Below are 24,821 nucleotides of genomic sequence, written 5' to 3'. Positions count from 1 at the left end.
CTTGCCTTAGGGCAGGGCGATGCTCTCCGCCAGATGCCCATACACCGTCGAGACACGGCGCAGGTGCCGTGACTCGCTGTGCGTCAGGAGCCACAGCTCGGTCTGGCACTCGTCGATGCCCTCGGTCAGTTGCAACAGGTCCGTCCGGCCCTGGGCGAGGAACAGCGGGATCACGCCAACCCCGAGCCCCAGCGCGACCAGCTCCATCACCGACAGGATGCTGCTGACCTTGTAGCGCGGGTGCTGCTTGGGAAAGTAGCGCTTGCGCCAAAGTACCGACGGATGCTCGGGCAAGGCCTCGTCGGGTGCGATCCAGTCGGCGCCGCCGGCCTCGACCTCGGCATAGCTGCGCAAGCCGCCCCTGGCCTTCTTCGCGGTGAACAGCGCGACCCGCACCGGCCCCAGATGTCGCCCCACCAGATGCTGGGGCGGGCGCTTGGTGGCGCGCACCGCGATGTCGGCATCGCGCCGGCTCAGGCTGGCCAGCTCGTTGCCGGTGTGCAGCTCGTAGTTGAGCAGGGGATGGACGCCCTTCAAGGCTTGCAACGCGGGCGCCACCAGGCCATGCAGGAGGGTGTCGGTCGTGGTGATGCGCACCATGCCCGAAACCTGAGTCGGCAAGGCCTCGGTAGCGGCACGCGCCTGCTCCAGCGCGGCCTCGACCTGCTCGGCCTGCTCCACCAGCAAGCGGCCCAGCTCGGTGAGCTGATAGCCGGCCCGTGAGCGACTGAACAGCGTCTGTCCCAGGCCGCGCTCGATGCGCTGCACCGAGCGGAACACGGTCGAGGCATCGATGCCCAGTCGCTCACCGGCCGCAGCCAAGGTGCCGGCGCGGCCCAGGGCCAGGGTCAGTTCCAAGTCGACGGCGCTGAGCTTGTATTGCATGGCTGCAATCCTAGTTTGTTCAATCGCTTATTTTCATTGCAGTCCGGAAGCCCTAGATTTGCCGCACTTTCAACGCCTGGATCCCACCATGAATCCGACAAGCACCACCAACACCACCTCCACCGATCTTGGCATCAGCCTCCTGCGCTTCAGCCTGGGTGTGATGTGGATGGCCCATGCGCTCCTGAAGCTCTTTGTCTTCACGCTGCCAGGCACGGCGGGTTTCTTCGCCAGCATCGGGCTTCCGGGCTGGATCGCTTACCCGGTCTTCGTCGCCGAGCTGCTGGGCGGCCTGGCCATAGCTCTGGGCATCTATGCGCGCCAGGTGGCGCTCGCCTTGCTGCCCATCATGCTGGGCGCGGCCTGGGTGCATCTGCCCAATGGCTGGGTACACACCAGCCCGGGCGGCGGCTGGGAATATCCGCTGTTCCTGAGCATCAGCTCGGTGGCCTTGTGGCTGCTGGGCGATGGCGCTGCCGCGATCAGGCGCAGCAGCTTCCTGGTGCCGCGCTTCTCGGCCGCATGAAGGCGCATGCCATGAGTGCCAAGCCTGTCCTGGTCTCTCACGAGCTGTGCCCCTATGTGCAGCGCGCCGCCATCGTGCTGCACGAGAAGGGCCAGGCCTTCGAGCGCCGCGACATCGATCTGGCCCGCAAGCCGGGCTGGTTCCTGGCGGTCTCGCCGCTGGGCAAGACGCCGGTGCTGCTGGTCGGCGAGCAGGCCATCTTCGAATCGACCGTGATCTGCGAGTACCTGGACGAGACCTTGTTGCCCGCCCTGCATCCGGCCGATCCGCTGCAGCGCGCTCGTCATCGCAGCTGGATGGAGTTCGGCTCGGCGATGCTGAACAACATCGCCGGCTTCTACAACGCGGCCGATGCGGCTTCGTTGGCTGCAAGAGCAGCCGAACTGCGACAACGCTTCGAGCAGCTGGAAGCGGCGCTGGGCGATGGCCCGTACTTCTCGGGCTCGCAGTTCAGCATGGTCGATGCCGTGTTCGGCCCGGTGCTCCGCTACTTCGAGGTCTTTGACCGCATCGAGGACTTCGGCTGGTGGGCCGGGCTGCCCCGGCTTCGCGACTGGCGCGAGGCCCTGCGGTGGCGGCCGTCCGTCATGCAGGCCGCGCGGCAGGACTATGCCGAGCGCTTGCAGGCCTTTCTGCTGGCGCGCGGCAGCGAGTTGTCGCGACGGTTGGCCGCTTCGGCGCTGGCTGCGTGAGCCTTCAGACCAGGCCCAGGTCCTGGATCTGCGCGCCTGGGAACACGCGGCCCAGCGCATCATCCGACAGGCCGAACTGGCGCCTCCACAGGCCGCCCAGCACGCTGCGGTACTCGTTCAGCACCGGATAGTCGCGTCCCTGATGCAGGGTCTTGGCGGTGAGCGCGACCTGCTCGCCGGCCACGCCGCCCTTGCTGGCCAGACCGCCGCCCAGCAGCCAGTAGCAGCTGCCATGGCCGTGATCGGTGCCGCGGTTGCCGTTCTCGCGGAAGGTGCGGCCGAATTCGCTGATCACCATCACGGTGGTCTGCTTCCACAGCTCGGGGCCCAGTTCGCTGCTGATGGCTGCCAGGCCACGGCCCAGTTCCTCGAAGCGCGTGGCCAGCGTGCCGGTGGCACCGCCCTGGCCGACGTGCGTGTCCCAGCCGCCCACGTCGATGAAGCCGAGGCTGAAGCGGCCGCGCATCAGCTTGCCGATGCGGCGGGCTTCCAGCTCGAAGCCCTTGGCATTGATGGCGTTGCGGCCGGCCGCGTCCATTTCCATCTTCATCTTCTCGGGCGAGAGCTCGCGCACCAGCTCTTCGCGCAGGGCAAAGCCTTCCTCGACCTGGGCCGAGAGCGGCTGCTCCTGGTACATGCCGGAGAGCAGCTTGCGGGTCTTGGCATCGACCGCCAGCTTGGCGTTGTCGCGCAGCGCTGCGTTGCCGATCTTGGCGCTGCCGCGGAAGGCGATCGGCAACTGGTCAGTGAAGGAGATCGCGCCGCGGGCGCCGATTTCCGTCGCCAGCCGGTTCATGAAACCGCTCTGGAAGTCGCGCTGGCCGCTCAGGTTCTGGCCGAGCTCGATGCTGTCCTGCGTCTCGAAGTGGCTGCGGGTCAGGTCGTCGGTGCCGGCGAAGGGGATGAAGGTGGCTTGGCCAGCTTGCAAGAGCGGATAGAGGCTTTCACGCAGCGCCGGATGCAGGCCCCAGTCGGCGTTGACAGCCAGCGCGGCTTCGGCATTGGGTTCGCTGCCCGGCTTGGCGATGGCGATCTTGGGCCGAGACTCGTAATAAAAGGAGCTGCCAGTGGGCACCAGCAGATTGGCGGCGTCGTAGCCGCCGCGCAGAAAGACCAGCAGGAAGCGCGGGCGGTCGGCGCCGGCCGCAAAGAGCTGCGCGCCGGGCAGGGCAATGCTGGCCAGGCCGGCTTGGATCAAGTGACGTCTTTGCATACTCATCGCACCATGAATTCAGGGCTGGACAGCAGGAGGGCGAGCCACAGCTGCGGCGAATCGGCTTGCGCCAGGGCGCTGCGCGTGGCCGGGCCGAGGCTCGCTTCGAGGCGCGGCCGCAGGGGCGGCGCATCGAGCTTGTAGGGCGCGGGCGCTGGCTTGGGCGCATCGGCGGCTTCGCCCTTGAACAGGGCGGGCACGCCGCCGCCGATCTGGCGGGCGATCTCGAATCGCACGCTCATCTGGCCGGCACTGTTCCAGGCAGCCGCCATGGGCGGGTAGCCGTCGGGCGTCTGACGGTCGTAGAGGCCTTGGCCCAGCCGGCGCAACCAGCCGGCCAAGGGCTGGCTGTTCAGCATCGCCTGGCCCTCGAAGCCGGCGCGCAGGCTGGACAGCAGGTAATGCTGCGGGTCCTTGAACTTGGCTGGCGGGGCGTTGGCAAACTCGCTCGAATAGAGCAGGGGCCGCAAGGTGGCCTTGATGTCGCCATTGCTTTTCTGGAACGCGACGGCCATGCGATCAACGATTTCGGCCGGCGGCTGGTCGGCCAGGAAGTACTGCCCCAGCTTGCGGCTGACGAAGCGCGCCGTGGAGGGATGCGCCACCAGCAGGTCCAGCACCTGGTCCAGCTCGTCGGCGCCACGGCCCTTGATGATCTGGCCGAGCACCTGCTTGTCGCCGAAGTCATGGCGGGCCGGGTTGAACTCGAACAGGCCGTCGCGCCGGTACTGGCCGTTGAACCTGGCCGGCAGCTTTGGGTCTTCGGGCTCGAGCCGCACGCTGAAGCCGGTCAGCACGCGGGCCACCTCGGTGACGTCGCGCTGACTGTAGCCGCCGTCCACGCCCAGTGTGTGCAGCTCCAGGAGCTCGCGGGCGTAGTTCTCGTTGACCTTGGGAATGCCGTTCTGGTCGTTGTCCAGGTAGCGCAGCATGGCCGGGTGGCGGGCCACGGCGCCGAGCATCTGGCGGAAGGAGCCCAGGGCATTTGGGCGCAGCGCGCGGTCCTCGTAGTCCGACACCAGCACGCGGATCTCGCGCTTGTACTGGTGGACATTGAAGTGGTTGAACCAGAAGGCGCTGATGTGTTCCAGCAGTTGCTGCTCGGAATACAGCGCGCGCAGCAGTTGGCGGTGAGTGGCTTCGCGCGTGCCCTTGTTCAGGGCGTTCTGGTAGGCCTGGCGGGCGGCGACGCGCTCGGGCTCGGTGGGCGGCTTGTCCTGGTTCTTGCGCAGCGTCTCCACCTCCTGCACGCGCTGCAGCAGCGGCTTGCTGCTGATGTCCAGCGCGGCGATCTGGTCCTGCGCAAACGTGGGCAGGGGCGCATTGGCGTCGGCGCGCAGCTGTTGTTCCACATAGTCGCCCCAGCCGAGCCTGGCGATCTGGTCCAGCTGGGCCTGGTTGGCGCCCCAACCGATACGGTTGGCGGCACGCAGTTGGGCGGGCGCATCAAGCTGTGGCGTCAGGCTGGCACAGGCGGCCAGCAGTGCGGCGCTGCTGGCGACAGCAAGAAGGGCGGCACGGCGGGTGAAAGCAGGGGTCAAGCGCATCCGCGAAGGATGCCAAGCGCCGGGCCGCCCTGTCCAGCGTCTTTGCATGGCTTCACACGATTTGTGCGATCACCATTCAGCGCTGGGTCATAACTCCGCGACGCCCTTCACCCTTTGCGGCATTGCCACCACGGCCACCGGCGCCTCAGCGGCGCGGCCGTGGAAGCGGTCCAGCAGGTCCTTCCATTGCGCCCGGGCGGTGACCAGGTTGGCCAGTTTCACATGGCCGTAGCCACGGATCTTTTCCGGGAGGCGGGCCAGTTGCAGGGCGAGCTCGAGCTTCTCGGCCGTGAGCTGCTGGCTCAGCTCCTCGACCAGGACTTCATAGTCGGCCAGCAGCTGGCGTTCCATGCGGCGCTCCTCGGTCTTGCCGAACACGTCCAGCAGGCCGCCGCGCAAGCCCTTCATCCGGGCGAGCAGCTTGAAGGCGCTGAACGTCCAGCTGCCCAGCTCGATCTTCCTGGCCCGGCCGTCGGCGCCGGGGCGCGAGAGCAGCGGTGGCGCCATGTGGAAGGACAGCGAGGCCCAGTTCTCGAACTGCGATTTCATCGCCGCTTCGAACTGGCCATCGGTGTAGAGGCGGGCGACTTCGTATTCGTCCTTGATCGCCATCAGCTTGGCCAGGTAGCGGGCCACGGCCTTGCTCAGTCGTTCGGCTTTGCCGGCTTCGCCGAGTTGCGCCTCGGCCGCCCGCACCTTGGTGACGAGCGTCAGGTAGCGCTGGGCATAGGCTTCGTCTTGGTAGGCGCTCAGGTGGCGAATTCGGCGGGCGATGAGGCCGTCCGGGCCGTCGAGCTTGTCCTGGCCCAGCAGCAATTGCACCTTCTGCGCGCTGGCCTCGCCAGCCAGGCGGCGGATCGCTTCCGGCGCGGCCAAGGCCAGCCGGCCCAGGGCGAAAGCGGTCTTGTTGCCTTCGATGGCCACGCCGTTCAGCTCGATGGCGCGCATCAGCGCCGCTTCGCTCAAGGGGATCAGGCCGGCCTGCCAGCAGGCGCCCAGCATGATGATGTTGCTGGGCATGGTGTCACCCATCAGTTGCTGGGCGATGCCTTGCGCATCGATGGTGGACAGGAGGTCGGCCTGACCACCCACGGCATGCATCATCTTGGCCAGCAGCGAGTCGGACTGCAGGCTGGCGTCGGGGTTGCGCACAAAGGCGGCCGTCGGCAGCTCGTGGGTGTTGGCGAGGATGACAGTGCGGCCGGGCTTGACCGTGCCCAGGGCATCGGGCGAGGCGCCGACCACCATGTCGCAGGCCAGCAGCACATCGGCCTGCTGGGTGTCGATGCGGACCTGGTTCAGCAAGTCCTGCGTCGGAGCCAGGCGCACGAAGGAGAGCACCGAGCCGCCCTTCTGCGCGAAGCCCATGAAGTCCAACACCGAGGCCTGCTTGCCTTCCAGGTGGGCGGCCATCGACACCAGCGCGCCGACGGTCACCACGCCGGTGCCGCCAACGCCGGTGACCAGCAAGTCGAACGGCCCGGTCCAGTCCCAGGCACGAGGTGCCTGGATGCCAGCCAGCTCGCGCGCCAGGTCCTCGGCCGTGTAGCCGCCGCCGACCTTCTTCTTCAGCTGCGCGCCATGCACCGAGACAAAGCTCGGGCAGAAGCCGTTCACGCAGCTGAAGTCCTTGTTGCACGAGCTCTGTTCGATGGCGCGCTTGCGTCCGAAATCGGTTTCGACCGGCACCACGCTCAGGCAGTTGGAGGCCTGGCCGCAGTCGCCGCAGCCTTCGCAGACCTGCTCGTTGATGAAGATGCGCTTGGGCGGGTCGTAGAACTCTTTTTTCTTGCGACGACGGCGCTTCTCGGCAGCACAGGTCTGGTCGTAGATCAGGACGGTCACGCCCTCGATCTCGCGCAGCTCGCGCTGCACCGCGTCCAACTCTGAGCGGTCGTGGAAGGTGGTGCCGGCCGGGAACAGGTTCTTGTGATCGTCGTACTTGCCGATGTCGTCAGACACCACGACCAGGCGCTTCACGCCCTCGGCCTCGACCTGGCGTGCGATCTGCGGCACGCTGGTCTGGCCGTCAACCGGCTGGCCGCCGGTCATGGCCACCGCGTCGTTGTAGAGGATCTTGTAGGTGATGTTGGCCCTGGCCGCGATGGCCTGACGGATGGCCAGATAGCCCGAGTGGTAGTAGGTGCCGTCGCCCAGGTTCTGGAACACATGCTTCTCGGTGGTGAAGCGGCTGTGCGCTGCCCAGTCCACACCCTCGGCGCCCATCTGGATCAGGCCCGAGGTGCCACGCTCCATCCAGCTCGCCATGAAATGGCAGCCGATGCCGGCCAGTGCGCGCGAGCCTTCTGGCAATTTGGTGGACGTGTTGTGCGGGCAGCCCGAGCAGAAGTAGGGCTGGCGGCGCACGCCGTCGGCCGCGTTGCTCAAGAGGCAGGGCGTGAGGAAGTCCACCACCAGGTGGCGGCGATCCAGCGCCGGGTTGAGCCGTGCCAGCCAGTCGGCCACCGTGTTCATGATGCGCGAAGGGCGCAGCTCGCCAAGCGACGAGAGCACGGCGGCGCCGGTCTCGTCGGTCTTGCCGATCACGCGCGGGCGCTGGGCATCCGGCAGGTGGTACAGCAATTCCTTGATCTGGCGCTCCACGACTGGCGCCTTCTCCTCGATCACCAGCATGTCGGTGAGGCCCTGGGCGAACTCGCGCATGCGGGTCGGCTCCAGCGGGAAGACGAGGCCGACCTTGTAGACGCGCACGCCGGCCGCTGCCAGCGCATTGGGGTCCAGGTCCAGGCGGCGCAGCACTTCCATGAAGTCGTAGTGCGCCTTGCCGACGGTGACGATCCCGAGCGTGGCGCGCGGGCTCATCACGATGTGCTTGTCGATGCTGTTGAGCTTGGCAAAGGCGAGCACCGCGTCGATCTTGTGCGCCAGGCGAGATTCGAGCTCCAGCGAAGGCAGGTCGACGCTGCGGATGTGCAGGTCGGTCGGCGCCTGGTAGTCCACCGGCAGCTCGAAGTCCATGGGCACGTTGTCAAGGTCCACCGTCATGCCCGACTCGACCACTTCCGAGATCGCCTTGAAGCCGACCCAGGTGCCCGAGAAGCGGGACAGCGCCCAGCCATACAGGCCGAACTCCAGGTACTCGGCCACATTGGCCGGATGCACCAGGGGCATTGACCAGGCTTGTAGCGCCAGGTCGCTCTGATGCGGGGTGGAGGAGGACACGCAGCCGTGGTCGTCGCCACAGACCACCAGCACGCCGCCCTGCTTTGCCGTGCCGTAGACGTTGCCGTGCTTCAGCGCATCGCCCGAACGATCCACGCCCGGGCCCTTGCCGTACCACATGGCGAACACGCCATCGACGGTGCGCTTGGGATCCAGCGCCACGCGCTGCACGCCCAGGCAGGCGGTGGCGGCCAGATCTTCGTTGATGGCGGGCAGGAAGTTGACATGGGCGGCGTCGAGGAACTTCTTCGCCTTCCAGAGCTGCTGGTCGACCATGCCCAGCGGCGAGCCGCGATAGCCCGACACAAAGCCGGCCGTCTTCAAGCCGGCTCGCTCGTCCACTGCCTTCTGTGCCAGCAGCAGGCGTACCAGCGCCTGCGTGCCGGTGAGGAAAACGGCGCCGGTGCTGGCAGCCAGGTTGTCGGCGAGCTTGTAGTCACGCAGGGCGGTTGAGGTCATGGGTCTGGGGTGCTGGGCTCGGCAATGCCGGGAGCGAGGATTTTTCTCCAGTTCTGCCGGTGAAAATTTGCTCTCTGACTCGGCTTGAGTGCTTGGTGGAGAATAATCAACTCACCATAAGCGAGTTTTGAGATGGAATCTTTCGACCGAGCGACCCGACAGATCCTCGAAGCCCTCCAGCAGGACAGCCGGCAGAGCACGCAGGCGCTGGCCGAGCAGGTGGGCCTGTCGGCCACACCGGTCTGGCGGCGCATCAAGGAGCTGGAGGAGAACGGGGTGATACGCCGTCACGTCGCGCTGGTGGACCGGGAGAAGCTCGGCCTGTCGATCTGCGTGCTGGCCAATGTCAGCCTGGTGCGGCACAGCGAGGGCGCGACCGAGGCCTTCGAGGCCATGGTCCGCACCAGCCCGGAGATCATCGAATGCCAGGCCATCACCGGCGAGGCCGACTACGTGGTCAAGGTGGTGGCGCCCGACATGAAGGCCTACGACCAGTTCCTGCAGGCCAAGATCTTCAAGGTGCCCGGCGTGGCCAGCGTGCGCAGCAACGTGGTGCTGCGCGAGGTCAAGTACGAGACGGCGATGCCCGTGCCGGGCTAAGTGCCTTCCCGCTGGGGTCAGGTGTTGCGCTGATCGCCGGTGCTTGGGCGCGCACCTTTGCAGGGGCCAGGTTTTGTCTGTGCAGGCATGCCCGCTTGCGGGCCCCGAGGCCCGGGCGTATAAGTCGGGCACGCCCTGGGCCTTGAGTTGCATCAAGAGACAAGTGCAGCCGCATCGGGTCCACCGCAGTTCAGTTTCCTTGTCCGTTCTACCGCTCCAGAGAGGGAGGTGTTCATGGAACTCGAAATGCACCCGCATCAGTGGGAACGTCGTGCGCCGGATTGGCCGGCAGCCATCGTGTCGGGCCTGGTGGCTGGCGCCGTGCTGATGGTGATGGATCTGATCTGGTCCTCCATCATGTCCAGCGGGGACACCTGGCGCAGTTCGCACCTGATTTCTGCCATCGTGCTGGGCCCGAGCGCCCTGCAAGACAACGCCTTCAACATGGGCGTCGTGGCGGTGGCCCTGGTCACCCACTATGCACTGGGCGTGGTGTTCGCCCTTTGTCTGGCCTTCATCGTCGCCGGCTTCCACTATGAATCCAGCGTGCCGATGATCGAGACCATAGGCGCGATGTTCGGCATCGGCGTCTACGTCATCAGCATGCATGGCTGGAGCCATGTCTTCCCCTGGATCACCGAACTGCGCGGCTGGGCCACGCTGATCGGGCACATGGTCTTCGGCATGACGGCCGCCCTGACCTACTGGAAGCTGGCTCAGCGCGGCAGGGTCGCAGGCTGACCATGATTTCCCGCGGCGGCGCCTCCTCGGCGCCGTTGCTGCCTTCCTAGGAGGCTGACCATGCTGATGGTGATTGTCCTGCTCGTGATGGTGGTGGGCTCGCTGCTGTTCCACTTCATCGCGCCCTGGCACGCGCTGCCGCTGGCTTCGAACTGGCGGGATATGGACCAGACGCTGACGATCACCTTCGTGATCACCGGCATCTTCTTCGTCGTGCTCAATGGCTTCCTGGCCTACACGGTGCTGCGCTTCCGGCGCGGCAAGGTGCAGGGCGCGGCCTATCAGCCGACCAACCACAAGCTGGAGCGCTGGCTGACCATCGTCACCGCCGTCTTCATCGCTGCGCTGCTGGCGCCTGGCCTCTCGGTCTATGCCGACTATGTGCGGCCGCCCAGCCATGCCATGGAAGTGGAAGTGCTCGGCAACCAGTGGCAATGGCGCTACCGCTTCCCAGGGCCTGACGGCAAGCTGGGCCGCAGCGATGCGCGTTTCATCTCGCCCAGCAATGCCTTCGGCCTTGATCCGGACGATGCCAACGGCAACGACGACCCGCTGATCGAAAGCAACGAGCTGCGCCTGCCGCAAGACCGGCCGATCAAGATGCTGCTGCGCTCGATCGACGTGCTGCACGACTTCTACGTGCCACAGTTCCGCGCCCGCATGAACATGGTGCCGGGCCAGATCAGCAGCTTCTGGTTCACGCCGACCAAGGCCGGCCGCTATGAGGCGATGTGTGCCCAGCTGTGCGGCGTCGGGCACGCCAATATGCGGGGCGCCGTCGTGGTGGAGCCGGCGCCAGCCTTCGAAGCCTGGGTCAAGGCGCAGCCCAGCCGCTCAGCACCTGCCCAGGCCGCCGCCGGCGATGCTGCGAGCCCGGTGGCGCTGGGCATGGCGCTGGCCAAGAGCAAGGCCTGCGTGGCCTGCCATTCGGTGGATGGCAGCGCGAGTGTGGGCCCGAGCTGGAAGGGCTTGTTCGGCAAGACCGAGGCCTTTGCCGACGGCAGCCAGGCCAAGGTGGACCAGGCCTTCCTGATCCACGAGATCAAGGAGCCGCAGGCGCGCGTGGTCAAGGGCTTCCCGCCGGTCATGCCCAAGTCCGAGTTGAGCGAGGCCGAACTGGCCGCGCTGGTCGCCTATATCGAATCGCTGGCCAAGTAGAAGCAAGACGCTCAGCCGCAAAAGTACGCATACAGGAGACGCCCGCCATGTCCCATGACGCGCCCGACCACGATCACGACGACGAACACCACGAGCCGAAGAGCTTCTGGACCAAGTACGTCTGGAGCCAGGACCACAAGGTGATCGCCATCCAGTACGGCAGCGTGGCCATCTTCGTCGGCCTGATCGGACTGCTCTTGTCCAACCTGATGCGCTTGCAGCTGGGCTTTCCCGGCGCGTTCGACTTCATCACCGCGGAGCGCTACTACCAGTTCGTCACCATGCACGGGATGATCATGGTGGTGTATCTGCTGACGGCACTGTTCCTGGGCGGCTTCGGCAACTACCTGATCCCGTTGATGGTCGGGGCGCGGGACATGGTGTTCCCCTACCTCAACATGCTCAGCTTCTGGGTCTACCTGCTGTCGGTGATCGTGCTGCTGGCCAGCTTCTTCGTGCCCGGCGGGCCCACCGGCGCGGGCTGGACGCTCTATCCGCCGCAGGCCATCCTGCCCGGTACGCCGGGGCACGACTGGGGCATCATCCTGATGCTGGTGTCGCTGGCGATCTTCATCGTCGCGGCCACCATGGGCGGCCTGAACTACGTCACCACGGTGCTGCAGGCCCGCTGCGAAGGCATGACCCTCCTGCGCATGCCGCTGTCGGTCTGGGGCATCTTCATCGCCACCATCCTGGCGCTGCTGGCTTTCCCGGCGCTTTTCGTGTCTGCCGTGATGATGCTGCTGGACAAGACGCTTGGCACCAGCTTCTTCATGCCCGCGCTGGTAAGCCTGGGCCAGGTCACGGCCTACAAGGGCGGCACGCCGCTGCTGTTCCAGCATCTGTTCTGGTTCTTCGGCCATCCCGAGGTCTACATCGTCGCGCTGCCGGCCTTCGGTCTGGTGTCCGACCTGATCAGCGTGCACGCGCGCAAATGCATCTTCGGCTACCGCCAGATGGTCTGGGCCATCGTGGCCATCGGGGGCTTGAGCTTTGTCGTGTGGGCCCACCACATGTTCGTCAGTGGCATGAATCCGTACTTCGGCTTCTTCTTCGCGACCAGCACGCTGATCATCGCGGTGCCCACGGCCATCAAGGTCTACAACTGGCTGCTGACGCTCTGGCGGGGCGACATCCACCTGACGGTGCCGATGCTGTTCGCGCTGGCCTTCATCTCCACCTTCATCATCGGCGGCCTGACGGGGCTCTTCCTGGGCAATGTGTCGGTGGACATTCCGCTCTCGGGCACCTATTTCGTCGTCGCCCACTTCCACATGGTCATGGGCGTGGCGCCGCTCCTGGTGGTGTTCGGCGCGATCTATCACTGGTACCCCAAGATCAGCGGCCGCATGCTGGACGACCGGCTGGGCCTGTTCCATTTCTGGGTGACCTTCATCGGCACCTACCTGATCTATTTCCCGATGCACTACCTGGGCCTGCTGGGCATGCCGCGGCGCTATTACAACTTCGACGACTACGCCTTCATCCCGGTCTCGGCGCATCAGTTGAACGCCTTCATCAGCATCGTGGTCTTCATCGTCGGGGCGGTGCAACTGGTGTTCGTCTGGAACCTGGTCTGGAGCGCCTTCCGCGGCCGCAAGGCCGAGCCCAATCCCTGGCGTGCAGCATCGCTGGAATGGCTGACGCCGGACACGCCGCCCAGACATGGCAACTGGGGCCCGCGCCTGCCGGTGGTGCACCGCTGGGCCTATGCCTACAACGTGCCGGGCACCAAGGAAGATTTCGTCACCCAGACCGCGCCGGCCTCGGAAGGCGGGCAGGAGCCCGATGAGCATGGCGGCACGCAGCCGCGGGGAGCGGCGGCATGAGCGCCGGTAGCGTGGCCATGCAGGTGCCGGTGCGCGGTCGCCCGGATCCCGGCTCGGCCGCCAGCATCGCGCTGTGGTTCTTCATCGCCGTGGCCTGCTCGCTGTTCACACTATTCATTGCGGCCTATGTGATGAGGCTCGACGGCCTCGAGGGCTATCCGCTCGCCATGCCCTGGCAGTTCTGGGCCTCGACGGCCTTGCTGGTGGCCGGCAGCGCGGCGTTGGAGCTGGCGCGCCGGCGCGGCCTCGCCGGCAGCCTGCTTCGATGGGGCGCGGTCTGCGCCGGCCTCTTCGTCATCAGCCAGCTCTGGGGCTGGCAGGAGCTGGCCAGCCGCAAGGTCCTGCCGGTGGGCAACCCAGCGGGTAGCTTCCTCTATGTGCTGACGGCCTTGCATGGCCTGCACGTGATCGGTGGCCTGGGCGGCTGGCTGCTGGCCAGTCGCAAGGGGGCACAGGCCTGGCGTATCGCCCTGCTGGCGCGCTATTGGCATTTCCTGTTGCTGGTATGGGTGATCCTGTTCGGCCTGCTGGGCTGGATGACGCCCGATGTCGTGCGTGCCATCTGCGGCAGCCTGCGATAGACAAGAAAGGAGTCATGCGATGAGCAGCAATGCGCATTCCAGCTCGGCAGTGCCCTCGGGTTGGCGCGGCCTGGTGCAGGACTGGTCGGGCGACCGGACGGCCTTCAAGGTCTCCTGGGGCAAGGCCATGATGTGGATCTTCCTGCTCAGCGACACCTTCGTCTTCAGCTGCTTCCTGACCGGCTACATGACGGTGCGCAGCTCCACGACCGTGCCCTGGCCCAACTCCAGCCATGTGTTCTCGCTGCATGTGGGTGGCGCGGACGTGCCGCTGCTGCTCATCGCCATCATGACCTTCGTGCTGATCACCAGCAGCGGCACCATGGCACTGGCGGTCAACCATGCCTATCGCCGCGACCGTGCCACCACCTTCAAGCTGATGCTGGCCACCGGCCTCCTGGGGGCGACCTTCGTCGGCATGCAGGCTTTCGAGTGGACCAAGCTGATCGTCGATGAAGGCATCCGCCCCTGGGGCAACCCGATGGGCGCGGCTCAGTTCGGCGCTGTGTTCTTCATGATCACGGGCTTCCACGGCCTGCATGTGTCGCTGGGTGTGATCTATCTGCTGATCGTCGCCATCAAGGTGCGGCGCGGCGACTACGAGAAGCGCGGCTACCAGATCGTCGAGATTGCCGGCCTGTACTGGCACTTCGTGGACCTGGTCTGGGTGTTCATCTTTGCCCTGTTCTATCTCTGGTGAGGGAGTGCAGCCATGTCATCCGAAACAGGTCAAACGCATCCGCTGGGCCTCTACTTCAAGGTCTGGATCCTGCTGTTCGTGCTCAGCGCCTTCTCCTACATGGTGGACTACTTCCAGTTCCAGGGCCTCCTGCGCTGGACCCTGGTGCTGGCCTTCATGGCGCTGAAGGCGGGGCTGATCATTGCCGTTTTCATGCACATGGCCTGGGAACGCATGGCGCTGGTCTGCGCAATCCTGATGCCACCCCTGGTGTTGCTGGTGCTGATCGGGCTGATGTCCTCAGAGGCCGGCTACACCTGGGCCAGCAGGCTATTGCATTTCGGCGGCTGACGCTGCGCCGCCTGGCCGCAGCCGGCTGCACAATGGGCCGATGTTCACCCTTTTCGGACTGAATGGCCGCCTCTACAGCGGCGCCCTGGACGGCCTGCGCGAGCTGGAGCCGGTGCGCGCCGTGGCCCGCTTGCGCGGTACGGCGGCCGTGGCGGGCGCTCAGCTCGATGCGGCGGTCGTCCGCGTCGGCTCGCAGGGCCAGCCTGCAAAACAGAATCCGGCGCCGCCCGCGGAGGCCCTGCCGCGCGCAGCGGCCGCAGCCTATGCGCAGGCCGCCCGGGCCAACCAGCCCGAGCGCCAGCGGCTGACTCGCGTGCGCGAGTTGATGACAGCGCGCGTGCTGGGCCTGCCCTTGGGACTGACGCTGTCCGAAGCCTGGCAGAGGCTGCTCGAGACTCGCCTGGCGCAGGCGCCGGTGCTGGACGAGCAGGAGCGGCCAGTCGGCCTGCTGATTCGAGCCGATCTGCCACAGCTCTCTCCGGCGCACGCCGACCTGTCCGCCTGGGGCAACTGGCGCGAGCGCCTGCAGCAGCCCGTGAGCAGTGCCATGACCGCGCCCATCCCCTGCGTCAGCCCTGAAACGCCGATCCGAGAGGTCTCGCAGGTGCTGCATGAGATGCGCCTGCCTGGCTTGCCTGTGGTGGACGATGACAGCGGCCGCGCCATTGGCTTCATATCGAGAAGCGACCTGCTGCGGGCGATTGGCCACGAGCCGCCGCTGGACCTCTGGTCCTGAGCCCGCCGCCAGACTTCGCGCCTCAATCCTTCTTCGCGTTGTGTGCCGCCAGCCAGGCCTGGTACTCGGGCGCCGGCAAGGCCGGCGCGTACAACCAGCCCTGTGCCTCATCGACCTTCATTTCGAGCAGCCACCTGGCCTGCACTTCGGTTTCCACACCCTCCGCAATCACCTTGAGCTGCAGCTCGCGCGCTGCCGTCACCAGCGAGCGGATCAGGGCCTGGCCGCGCTCGCCGCCGGTGTTGATGAAGGAGCGGTCCAGCTTGATCGAGTCCAGCGGCAAGCGGGCCAACTGGGCCAGCGATGAGAAGCCGGTGCCGAAGTCATCCAGGAAGACCTGGCAGCCGAGCAACCGGCATTCCTGCATGAAGCCTTCGGCGCGGCCTTCGTCCTCGATCACGCAGCTTTCGGTCAGCTCCACGTCGAGCAGGCCGTGGGCGATGCGCTGGCATTCGGCCAGCCAACGCGGCAACTCGGGGTCCGACAGCTGGCGGGCGCTGATGTTGATGGCGATTCGCACACGCAGCCCTTGCGCCAGCCATTGCGCGGCCTGGGCCGCGGCATTGACGATGACCCAGCGGCCCATCGCCACGATTTGCCCGTTCTTCTCGGCCCGGGCAATGAAGAGGTCGGGGCGTATCAGGCCGCGCTTGGGATGGCGCCAGCGCAGCAGGGCCTCCACGCTGGTGGCCACCTCGCCGGCGAGTGCCACCTTGGGTTGGTAGTGCAACTCCAGCTGATGCAGGTCCAGTGCGCGCCGCAGGTGGTGGTCCAGCCATAGGCGCTCACGAGCGCGCAGCAGCAGGCGCGGTTCATAGACCGTCAGGTGGCTGCCCGGCGACTCGAGCGCGCTGTGCAGCGCGGTCGAGGCATTGCGCAAGAGCTCTTCCAGCGAGGCGCCGTGCGCGGGATAGCTGACCGCGCCGATGGCGATGGAGGCATTGACTTCGGTGCTGGCCAGCTGCAGGGGCGTCTTGAAGCGGTTCAGGATGCTGCGACCCAGCCTTTGCAGCTCGCTGTTGTCGCCATGGGCGGTCGGCACAGCGATGCTGAATTCGTCGCCACCTTCACGGGCCAGTAGCTGGCCAGGCGCCAGCAGTGCGCGCAACGCCGCAGCCGTCTCGATCAGCACCTGGTCGGCGCCCTCCGGGCCGAAGTTGTCGCGCAACAGGCCGAAATCCACCAGCTTCAGCGACAGCAGGCCAAAGGTCTCGGCATGCGCCACCCAGCCCAGCAGCTCCTCACGCAGGGCATGGCGGCTCAGGAGGCCGGTCAACTCATCGTGGTTGAGCAACTCGCGCAAGGCGTCGTTCTGCGCTTGCGCCTGCTTCTGTGCCTGCCGCTCGGCGCTGACATCGACGCCGGAGCACAGCAGGTGCGCCACGCCGCGGGAGTCGTCCAGGCGCTGAAAGTACCAGCGCGTGCGCCGGCCCTTGTGCACCAGCTCGCTGTGCCAGTCCTGCACGTCCCGCTCGGCTTGCAGCATGGCTTCAAGCCGGCTGCTCATGCCTTCGGGTAGCACGCTGCGCAGATCGGGCAGGTTCAGCAGCTCCCGCCCCAGCTGCTGCTCGGCCAGGTCGTTGCAATGAACGAGTCGCCCGTCGGGACCGAACAGCACCAGCATCACACTGCCCAGGCGCCGCAGGATCTGCTCGGCAAGGGCGGCTTCGAGACCTGTCGATGGGGTCAAGGTCATATCGGGCTGAACAAAAGCCGTGTTTGTCCCATGTTACTGCCGTGCACGAACCTTGCCCTGTGGACCGTACACTAGCAGCACAGGGGAGTGGTCCAGCAGTCTTGGGATACTCATAGATGAAATTCAGAGAAGTACTGATCTACAACGGCGAGCAGTTCAAGGTGCCGCAAGGCATCCAGCGCATCGACGCTCGCTCCACCCACGGTTGGCAACTTCGCTACGGCGGCACGAAGTTCTACTCGGACAGTAAGTTCGAAGGCGGAGCCGGTGGTGCCCTGGCGGCAGCCAATACGGAGTTGGGCAAGCGCATTGCCAAGCTGCCAGCACCGACGCGACTCAAGCCTGAGCGCAATGCCAACAAGGGCAACGACCTGCCGGTGGGCATTTCCGGCCCTATCGTGCGGGAGCGCCGCCCGAATGTGCGCGATTGCAGCTTCAGCGTCCTGTTGCCGCGTTTTGGCGAATCGCCGCGGCGTTCGAGCGTCTACATCGCTTCCGAGAGCACCTACACGATAGAGCGCTATCAGCAGGCGCTCCAGAAAGCGATCGAGATGCGTCAGAAGGCCGAGGAGGCCTACCAGCGCGCCGCCACCAAGGTCAAGCGCCAGGAAAGCAAAACCTGGCAGGCCGAGGCGGGTGATCTGGCGATCAAGAAGCGCAAGCCGGCGGCCAAGAAGGCCGCCAGCGCCGCACGCGCCTGAGTCGGCCGTGAACCAGTGCCGGGTGCGCAAACACCCGGTTCTGTTAAACTTCGCTGCATTCACCGCTGCGACGCTTGCCGTTGTGGCGGTTTTGTTTTGCCTCGCACCCGGCTAAAGTGGTGCGCCAACGGAGATCGCATGGCCAAGGAAGAACTGATCGAGATGCAGGGCAAGGTTGACGAAGTCCTGCCGGACACGCGTTTTCGCGTGACCCTGGACAACGGTCATCAGCTGGTCGCTTACAGCGCCGGCAAGATGAAGAAGAACCACATCCGCATCTTGGCCGGTGACCGGGTTTCGCTGGAACTCTCGCCCTACGACCTGAGCAAGGGCCGGATCACGTTCCGCCACCTCGAGCGTCGCGGCCCCGGCGGCTGATCAAGCCGCCTCGGCTTGCGCTGATCCAGCGAAGCCTCAGTTCCAGCTGAGAGGGTCGAGCCGGTAGTAGCCGGCCAGCTCCCCGTACAGCGCCGGATGCAGCACCGCCATCTCGCGCGGCTGCTCAAAAAACACCTCACTGGCCACGGCGAAGAACTCGGCCGGGTCGGTGGCCCCATAAGCGCTCAAGAGGCCCGCGTCTCCTTGGGCGCTTCGCCATTGCAGGGCCTGGTATTCCGCGGCCATCACCCGGCTCCAGCGCTCATAGGCCGCGCGGCTCTTCAAGAGGGGCGCACCATTGGCAAAGCCTTTCAGCTGGTCCAGCTGATGCGCAAATTCGTGCACCACGACGTTCTGGCCGTCCGCCGGATCGGCCGCACCCATCACGACATCCCGCCACGACAGGAGCACCTGGCCCTGCACCCATGACTCCCCGGCCAGGGCGCGGCGCTGGTCCTGCATCACGCCGCCTGGCGCGTTGACCGGTCGGTCCACCACGAAGGCCCCCGGGTACAGCAGCACCTGGCGCAGGTTCGGGTACATGCCGCGTGTCACGCCCAGCAAGAGCAGGCATGCCTGGGCGGCGATGGTCACCCGCATCTCGTCTGTCACCTCCAGATCGCCGCAGCCGATGATGGGCTTTTCGGCCAGGAAAACCTGGATCAGGCCCTTGAGCCGCATTTGAAGATCGGCAGGCAGCTGCGCGATCTGGGGCACGCGGCGGCGCAGGATGCGGCGCCAGGCCTGCGGAAAGGGCTGTTTCGTCAACTGATGGCGGCGGTAGCGGCGCCACAGCGGCGGGGCGATCAGGGCGGCGACGCCCAACAGGCCCAGAGCGAATATCAGGAACAGGGCCATGGCGCTTGCTTTGTCCGGGAAGAGGCTGTGACGGTCAGATGGGCGGTCCAGGCACGAATTCAAGAGCGAATGTCCCGGGCCAATGTCCTGAACAAGTGCCCCGGGCTGTCGCCCAGCTGTCAGCGCGAAGTAGTGCTCCGGCCTTACGCTCGCTCCCATGCAGACAAGTGGCAAGTCACTCCAGGCCTGGCAGGTGATCAGCGGCGGCATTGCCGGCCTGGTGCTCAGCATCGGCCTGGGCCGCTTCTCCTACACACCGATGCTGCCACTGATGCAGTCGCAAGCCGGCTTGAGTGACGCCATGGCCGGTGCGCTCGCGGCGATCAACTATGCCGGCTACATGAGCGGCGCCTTGCTGGCCGCCTGGATCGACGACCCTCGCTGGCGGCAGCGGCTCTACAGCCATGGGCTGTGGCTATCCCTTCTGTCCTGCGTCTTGATGGCGCTGGCGCCCAATGTCTGGCTCTGGGCCCTGGCGCGCTACCTGGGCGGCCTGTGCGGCGCTGCCGGCATGCTGCTGGGTTCAGGGCTGGTGCTGGGCTGGTTGATGCGCGCCGGCCGTCGGCCCGAACTGGGCCTGCATTTCACCGGACTGGGGCTGGGTATCGTGGTCTCGGCGCTGGGCGCGATGGCCATGGCACTGGTTCACCTGAACTGGGCGCACCAATGGCAGGGCTATGCGCTGATCGGTCTTCTCTTTCTCGTGCCAGCCTGGGCCTGGCGCCCGCCTGCGCCGCCGCCCGGAGTGGCTGCCGCAGGCGCGGCACCGGCGCGAAAGTGGATGGCGTTGATGATCGCCATGTACTTCTGCGCCGGCTGGGGATTTGTGATCAATGCGACCTTCACCGTCGCCATCGTCGAGCGCCAGCCGCTGCTGGCCGGGCAGGGCCCCTGGGCCTGGCTGCTGGTGGGCGTGGCTGCCACGCCCGCGGTGTTTCTCTGGGACCGTGTGGCCCGTCGGCTGGGCGACGTGCAGGCCCTGCTGGTCGCCTTTGCCGTGCAGACCGCCGGCGTGCTGCTGCTGGTGCTGTCCAGCTCTCTCATTGCGGCGCTGGCCGGCGCGCTGCTCTATGGCGCCACCTTCATCGGCATCGTCAGCCTGACGCTGGCATTGGCGGGTCGGCGTTCGCCAGCGAACCCTGGCAAGGCAATGGCGCGGCTGACGCTCAGCTACGGCGTCGCGCAGATCACGGCGCCGGCCTTGACCGGCGCCATGGTGCAAGCCAGTGGCAGCTACACCGGCGCGCTGTGGCTGACCGCCGCGGTGCTCTTGCTGGGCATGGTTGTCCTGGGCGCCTTGTTCAAGCTGGACTAGGTCCACCCTCCGCGAACCGTTCGCCCCGATCAGCCATCCGCACCACGAGCTGTGCCGGTTCGAAGCGCTCGCCATGGCGGGCTGCCAATTCTCGGCAACGGGCGACGAAGGCCGGCAAGCCCATCGCATTGATGAACTGCAAGGCGCCGCCCTGGAAGGGCGCGAAGCCCCAGCCGAAGATCGAGCCGATGTTGGCGTCAGCCACCGAGCGCAGCACGCCTTCATCGAGGCAGCGCGCCGCCTCGTTGGCCTGGATCAGCATCAGCCGATCCATCAGCTCGGCCTGCGTCGGCTGCTCGGCTGACTGCGGATACATCCCGGTCAGGCCCGACCACAGTCGCCGGCCGTCGTCATCCCAGTCGTAGAAGCCCTGGCCCGCCTTCTTGCCGATGCGACCCAGTTCGCTGATGCGGCGCAGCACGGCCTCGGCCGGATGCGCGCGATAGACCCGGCCGGCCGCCGCCAGGTCGCGCCGCGTCTGGTCGATCACATGCAGCGCCAGGCTCAGGCTCACCTCGTCCTGCAAGGCCAGCGGCGGCATGGGCATGCCGGCCTGCTGGCCCGCCACCTCGATGGCGCGTGGGTGCACGCCCTCGGCCAGCATCGCAATGCCTTCCATCACGTAGGTCGCGAAGACGCGGCTGGTGTAGAAGCCGCGCGAGTCGTTGACGACGATGGGCGTCTTGCCGATCTGCTGCACGAAGTCGAACGCCCGGGCCAGCGTGGGCTCGTTGGTCTGCGCGCCGCAGATGATCTCGACCAGGGGCATCTTGTCCACCGGGGAGAAAAAGTGCAGGCCGATGAACTGGGCCGGCCGAACGCTGGCCTCGGCCAGGCCGGTGATGGGCAGGGTCGAGGTGTTGGAGGCAAAGATCGCATCCGCCGCCAGCACGGCCTCCGCGGCCTTGGTCACTTCCGCCTTGATCGAGCGGTCTTCAAACACCGCCTCGATCACCAGCTCGCAGCCGTCCACATGGGCGTAGTCGTTGCAGGGTGTGATCAGCGCCAGCTGCGCCTCGCGCTGCTCGCTGGTGCGGCGTCCCTTCTTGACCGCCTGGTCCAGCAGCCAGCGTGAATGCTGCTTGCCGCGCTCGGCGGCTTCCATGGTCTGGTCCAGCAACACGACGGAGATGCCGACCGAGGCAGCAGCATGCGCGATGCCCGCGCCCATCATGCCGGCACCCAGCACAGCGAGCCGGCGGATCTTCTGCGGCTCGATGCCCGCGGGCCGCGAGGCGCCTTTCTTCAGCGCGTTCAGCTGGTACCAGAGCGTGCCCATCATGTTGCGCGAGGCAGGGCTCACTGCGCAGGCGGCAAAGAAGCGCGATTCGATTTCAAGGGCCCGGTCGATGTCGGTCAGGCCGCCTTCGAACACGCTGGACAGGATGTGCGTCAGCGCCGGGTAGTTGCCCCAGCTCTTGGTCGAAGCCATCGAGGGCGCCGCCGACATCAATTGCGCCACCGCGGGCGAACGCGAGTCACCGCCGGGATAGCGGAACCGTGGCGCATCCCAGGGCTGCTGCGGCTTCTTCTTGCCCTGCTGCGCGATCCAGGCGCGGGCCTTGGCCATCGCTTCATCGGCATCGCTGGCCAACTCGTGGACCAGACCGGAGGCCAGGGCCTGGTCGGCGCGCACCTCCGTGCCTTCCAACATCCATTGAAGGGCCTGCTGCATGCCCACCAGCCGCGGCAGGCGTTGCGTGCCGCCGCCGCCTGGCAAGAGCCCGAGCTTCACTTCGGGCAGACCGAGCCTGGCCTTTCCGTCGTCGATCACGATGCGCCAATGGCAGCCCATGGCGATCTCCAGACCACCGCCGAGGCAGCGGCCGTTGAGCACCGCCACCACAGGCTTGCCGCAACGCTCCAGGCGCCGAATGAAGGCCTTGAAGCGCATCGATTCGTCGAAGGCCTGCTGCGCCGTGCCGAGTGCACGCAGCCGGTCCACATCGGCGCCAGCCAGAAAGTCGGGCTTGGCAGAGCGCAGGATCAGCGCCATGACCGCCGCATCGGTTTCCAGCCGCGCAGCAAGCTCGGCCAAGGGCAGGGCCAGCTCGTCATTGAGCACGTTCATCGCATGGCCGGGCAGGTCCATGGTGGCGACCAGCAGGCCGCCTTCTTCCAGTTCGCAACGCAGGGCAGAGTCTTGTACACCCTTCGCGCTTCGCGCTGTCCCGCCGAGCGGGAGTTGAGCCCCTTCGGGCGGCCGTGCGGTGCTCATGGTCAGACCCTCTCGATGATGGTTGCGATGCCCATGCCGCCGCCGACGCACAGCGTGGCGCAGCCGAGGTTCAGATGGCGGCGTTCCAGCTCCTCCAGCAAGGTGCCGAGGATGATGCAGCCGGTGGCACCCAGCGGGTGTCCCATGGCGATGGCGCCACCGTTGACGTTGACCTTGTCGAGCGAGACGCCGAGGTCGCGCGCCGTCTTCATCGGCACCACGGCGAAGGCTTCGTTGATCTCCCAGAGGTCGATGTCCGAGGCCTTGAGCCCGGCCTGCGCCAGCGCCTTCTGGCAAGCAGGCGTCGGACCCGTCAACATGATGGTGGGCTCGGAGCCGACCACGGCGGCTGCCCGTATCCGCGCTCTGGGCCGCAAGCCCGCCGCCTCGCCGCCGGCCTTGGAGCCGACCAACATCAGCGCCGCGCCATCGACGATGCCGGAGGAATTGCCGGCATGGTGGATGTGCGGAATCTGCTCCAGCGTCGTGTACTTGCGCAGCGCTGTGGCATCGAAGCCCATGCCGCCCATCATGGCGAACGAGGGTTCGAGCCTGGCGAGCGTTTCCAGCGTGGTGCCGGGGCGGATGGTCTCGTCCTGCGCCAGCAGCGGCAGGCCGGCGATGTCCAGCACCGGCACGATGGAGCGGCTGAAATTGCCCGCCTCACGCGCCGCGGCGGCGCGCTGGTGCGATTGCACGGCGAAGGCGTCCACATCGCTGCGGCTGAATCCTTCCAGCGCCGCGATCAGGTCGGCGCTGATGCCTTGCGGAATGAAGCCGATCAACTGGTTGATGCGTGGGTCCATGAACCAGGCGCCGCCATCGCTGCCCATCGGCCAGCGACTCATCGATTCCACGCCACCGGCCACCACCAGGCGCTCAAAGCCGCTGGCCACCTTGGCGGCAGCCAGATTGATCGACTCCAGGCCCGAGGCGCAGAAGCGCGATTGGGTGACGCCGGCCACGCTCTCGGCCCAACCGGCATCGAGCACGGCGGTGCGGGCAATGTCGGCGCCCTGTTCTCCGATGGGTGTCACGCAGCCGAGCACCAGGTCGTCCACCAGCGAAGTGTCCAGGTGCTGGCGCTCCTGCAAGGCCTTGAGTAGCGTACGCAGCAGCCAGACCGGGCTGGCCTGGTGCAGGCCGCCGTCCTTCTTGCCCTTGCCGCGCGGCGTGCGGACATGGTCGAACAGATAGGCATCAAACATCGACTACTCCCTGAGGCCTACATGAAGCGCGAGGCCAGTTCCTTCATGATCTCATTCGTGCCGCCGTAGATGCGCGCTACTCGCGCATCGGCATAGAGCTCGGCGATCGGGTACTCCATCATGTAGCCATAGCCACCAAAGAGCTGCAGGCATTCGTCCATCACCTTGCAGGCGAGGTCGGTGCACCAGGCCTTGACCAGGGCGGCGCGTGCGGCATCGAGCTCGCCCCTCAGGTGGGCCTGGATTGCCGCATCGACGGTGGCGCGTGCGGCCAGCACCTGGCTCTGCACCTCGGCCAGCTTGAAGCGGGTGTTCTGGAAGTCCCACACCGCCTTGCCGAAGGCCTGGCGCTCCTTGGTGTAGGTCACGGTGTCTGCCAGCGCACGCTCCATCGCGCCGATGGTGCTGACCGCAATGATCAGCCGCTCCTGCGGCAGCTCCTGCATCAGCTGGAAGAAGCCCTGGCCCTCGGCGCCGCTTGCTCCGCCGAGCAGGTTGGCCGCTGGAACGCGCAGGCCGTCGAAGAACAGCTCCGAGGTGTCTTGCGCCTTCATGCCGATCTTGTCGAGGTTGCGGCCGCGGCGGAATCCGTCGCGCAGCGAGCCGTCCTCGTTCTCCACCTCGGCCACCAGCAGGGATATGCCACGCGCGCCGGCCTCGCCGCCGGTGCGGCAGACCACGATCACCAGGTTGGCGTTCTGGCCGTTGGTGATGAAGACCTTCTGGCCGCTGATGAGGTAGTCGTCGCCATCCCGCTTCGCTTGTGTGCGCACGCCTTGCAGGTCGGAGCCGGTGCCGGGCTCGGTCATGGCGATGGCGCCGACCAGCTCGCCGCGGGCCATCTTCGGCAGCCAGCGCTGCTTCTGCTCATCAGTGCCGTGATGAAGGATGTAGGGCGCGACGATGGCCGAATGCAGGCCGCCGCCAAAGCCGCTCAGATTGGCCCTTGCCTGCTCCAGCAGGATGACGGCCTCATGACCGAAGTCGCCGCCACCACCGCCATATTCCTCCGGCATGGCGGCACAGAGCAGACCGGTGGCGCCGGCTTCCAGCCAGGTGTCACGGCCCATCAGGCCAGCCTCGCGCCATGCGGCGGCGCGGGGCACCCAGCGTTCACGAAAGAAGCGCGCCACGCTGTCTTGCAGCATGCGGTGCTCGTCAGTCATCCAGGCCGAAGGGAACAGCGGGAGTGTCATGGGTGGGGCTCATTTGCGGGGCAAGAGGCCCATGCTAGGCCCCTGAAGCATGCCTGCAACAGCGTTTGCGC

The 24,821-nt window shown here is 66.5% G+C and carries 22 protein-coding genes; 13 read left to right on the top strand and 9 right to left on the bottom strand.

The window, feature by feature from the left end:
- Window positions 1–6: 6 nt before the first annotated feature.
- Complete coding sequence (locus V3596_RS12940) at window positions 7–885, bottom strand: LysR family transcriptional regulator (RefSeq protein WP_334278169.1); 879 nt, start codon at window positions 883–885, stop codon at window positions 7–9.
- An 88-nt stretch (window positions 886–973) separates the two neighbouring features.
- On the opposite strand from V3596_RS12940, the gene V3596_RS12935 reads away from it, so the two are divergent.
- Complete coding sequence (locus V3596_RS12935; protein ID WP_334278168.1) at window positions 974–1,411, top strand: DoxX family protein; 438 nt, start codon at window positions 974–976, stop codon at window positions 1,409–1,411.
- 11 nt (window positions 1,412–1,422) lie between these two features.
- Window positions 1,423–2,103 carry a glutathione S-transferase family protein gene (locus V3596_RS12930; protein ID WP_334278167.1) on the top strand — a complete coding sequence of 227 codons (681 nt, stop codon included), beginning with the start codon at window positions 1,423–1,425 and terminating at the stop codon, window positions 2,101–2,103.
- Between the two features lie 4 nt (window positions 2,104–2,107).
- On the opposite strand, the gene V3596_RS12925 is transcribed toward V3596_RS12930, so the two are convergent.
- From V3596_RS12925 to V3596_RS12915, 3 genes are all read right to left on the bottom strand, one after another.
- Window positions 2,108–3,316, bottom strand: a complete 1,209-nt coding sequence (locus V3596_RS12925; RefSeq protein ID WP_334278166.1) for a DUF1501 domain-containing protein — start codon at window positions 3,314–3,316, stop codon at window positions 2,108–2,110.
- A gap of 2 nt (window positions 3,317–3,318) precedes the next feature.
- Window positions 3,319–4,863, bottom strand: coding sequence for a DUF1800 domain-containing protein (locus tag V3596_RS12920; RefSeq protein WP_334278165.1), 1,545 nt, complete (start codon window positions 4,861–4,863; stop codon window positions 3,319–3,321).
- An 87-nt stretch (window positions 4,864–4,950) separates the two neighbouring features.
- Entirely contained in the window at window positions 4,951–8,505 is a 3,555-nt protein-coding gene (locus V3596_RS12915) for an indolepyruvate ferredoxin oxidoreductase family protein (RefSeq protein WP_334278164.1), read from the bottom strand.
- A gap of 132 nt (window positions 8,506–8,637) precedes the next feature.
- Here V3596_RS12915 and V3596_RS12910 point away from each other — a divergent pair, with 132 nt between their 5' ends.
- The 8 genes from V3596_RS12910 to V3596_RS12875 all read left to right on the top strand — a co-directional run bounded on the left by V3596_RS12910 (window position 8,638) and on the right by V3596_RS12875 (window position 15,180).
- On the top strand, window positions 8,638–9,105 hold the full coding sequence (locus V3596_RS12910) for an Lrp/AsnC family transcriptional regulator (RefSeq protein ID WP_334278163.1): 468 nt from the start codon (window positions 8,638–8,640) through the stop codon (window positions 9,103–9,105).
- A gap of 234 nt (window positions 9,106–9,339) precedes the next feature.
- On the top strand, window positions 9,340–9,846 hold the full coding sequence (locus V3596_RS12905) for a hypothetical protein (RefSeq protein ID WP_334278162.1): 507 nt from the start codon (window positions 9,340–9,342) through the stop codon (window positions 9,844–9,846).
- Window positions 9,847–9,906: 60 nt separating this feature from the next.
- Complete coding sequence (locus tag V3596_RS12900) at window positions 9,907–11,004, top strand: cytochrome c oxidase subunit II (RefSeq protein WP_334278161.1); 1,098 nt, start codon at window positions 9,907–9,909, stop codon at window positions 11,002–11,004.
- 47 nt (window positions 11,005–11,051) lie between these two features.
- Window positions 11,052–12,833, top strand: a complete 1,782-nt coding sequence (locus V3596_RS12895) for a cytochrome c oxidase subunit I (protein WP_334278160.1) — start codon at window positions 11,052–11,054, stop codon at window positions 12,831–12,833.
- Complete coding sequence (locus V3596_RS12890) at window positions 12,830–13,414, top strand: cytochrome c oxidase subunit 3 (protein WP_334278159.1); 585 nt, start codon at window positions 12,830–12,832, stop codon at window positions 13,412–13,414. Before V3596_RS12895 ends, V3596_RS12890 begins: the two co-directional genes overlap by 4 nt.
- 19 nt (window positions 13,415–13,433) lie before the next feature.
- A complete protein-coding gene (locus V3596_RS12885) occupies window positions 13,434–14,114 on the top strand; it encodes a heme-copper oxidase subunit III family protein (protein WP_334278158.1) in 681 nt (226 codons plus the stop codon).
- Between the two features lie 12 nt (window positions 14,115–14,126).
- Complete coding sequence (locus tag V3596_RS12880; protein WP_334278157.1) at window positions 14,127–14,444, top strand: cytochrome C oxidase subunit IV family protein; 318 nt, start codon at window positions 14,127–14,129, stop codon at window positions 14,442–14,444.
- A 40-nt stretch (window positions 14,445–14,484) separates the two neighbouring features.
- Window positions 14,485–15,180, top strand: coding sequence for a CBS domain-containing protein (locus tag V3596_RS12875; RefSeq protein ID WP_334278156.1), 696 nt, complete (start codon window positions 14,485–14,487; stop codon window positions 15,178–15,180).
- Between the two features lie 22 nt (window positions 15,181–15,202).
- Here V3596_RS12875 and V3596_RS12870 read toward each other — a convergent pair whose 3' ends face one another.
- Entirely contained in the window at window positions 15,203–16,870 is a 1,668-nt protein-coding gene (locus V3596_RS12870; RefSeq protein WP_334278155.1) for an EAL domain-containing protein, read from the bottom strand.
- A 122-nt stretch (window positions 16,871–16,992) separates the two neighbouring features.
- On the opposite strand from V3596_RS12870, the gene V3596_RS12865 reads away from it, so the two are divergent.
- Entirely contained in the window at window positions 16,993–17,577 is a 585-nt protein-coding gene (locus V3596_RS12865) for a hypothetical protein (protein ID WP_334278154.1), read from the top strand.
- 138 nt (window positions 17,578–17,715) lie between these two features.
- Window positions 17,716–17,955 (top strand): translation initiation factor IF-1, encoded by a 240-nt coding sequence (gene infA / locus V3596_RS12860; protein ID WP_282824125.1) that lies wholly within the window; start codon window positions 17,716–17,718, stop codon window positions 17,953–17,955.
- 36 nt (window positions 17,956–17,991) lie between these two features.
- Here the strand turns inward: infA and V3596_RS12855 are convergent, their stop codons facing one another.
- Window positions 17,992–18,813, bottom strand: coding sequence for a M90 family metallopeptidase (locus tag V3596_RS12855; RefSeq protein ID WP_334278153.1), 822 nt, complete (start codon window positions 18,811–18,813; stop codon window positions 17,992–17,994).
- Window positions 18,814–18,970: 157 nt separating this feature from the next.
- Between V3596_RS12855 and V3596_RS12850 the strand changes: the two genes are divergently transcribed.
- Window positions 18,971–20,128, top strand: a complete 1,158-nt coding sequence (locus V3596_RS12850; RefSeq protein WP_334278152.1) for a YbfB/YjiJ family MFS transporter — start codon at window positions 18,971–18,973, stop codon at window positions 20,126–20,128.
- Here the strand turns inward: V3596_RS12850 and V3596_RS12845 are convergent.
- Genes V3596_RS12845 through V3596_RS12835 form a run of 3 tightly spaced genes read right to left on the bottom strand, consistent with a single transcriptional unit; the run spans window position 20,115 to window position 24,750 of the window.
- Window positions 20,115–22,346, bottom strand: coding sequence for a 3-hydroxyacyl-CoA dehydrogenase NAD-binding domain-containing protein (locus tag V3596_RS12845; protein ID WP_334278151.1), 2,232 nt, complete (start codon window positions 22,344–22,346; stop codon window positions 20,115–20,117). The genes V3596_RS12850 and V3596_RS12845 overlap by 14 nt on opposite strands.
- Before the next feature lie 2 nt (window positions 22,347–22,348).
- Window positions 22,349–23,554, bottom strand: a complete 1,206-nt coding sequence (locus V3596_RS12840) for an acetyl-CoA C-acetyltransferase (RefSeq protein WP_334278150.1) — start codon at window positions 23,552–23,554, stop codon at window positions 22,349–22,351.
- Window positions 23,555–23,571: 17 nt separating this feature from the next.
- Window positions 23,572–24,750 (bottom strand): acyl-CoA dehydrogenase family protein, encoded by a 1,179-nt coding sequence (locus V3596_RS12835; RefSeq protein WP_334278149.1) that lies wholly within the window; start codon window positions 24,748–24,750, stop codon window positions 23,572–23,574.
- Window positions 24,751–24,821: the final 71 nt, after the last annotated feature.

Source organism: Roseateles microcysteis, assembly GCF_036880965.1.
Lineage (GTDB): Bacteria > Pseudomonadota > Gammaproteobacteria > Burkholderiales > Burkholderiaceae_C > JAUASW01.
The sequence above is the reverse complement of the archived record's forward strand: the minus strand, read 5'-3'. Positions and strand labels throughout refer to the sequence as shown.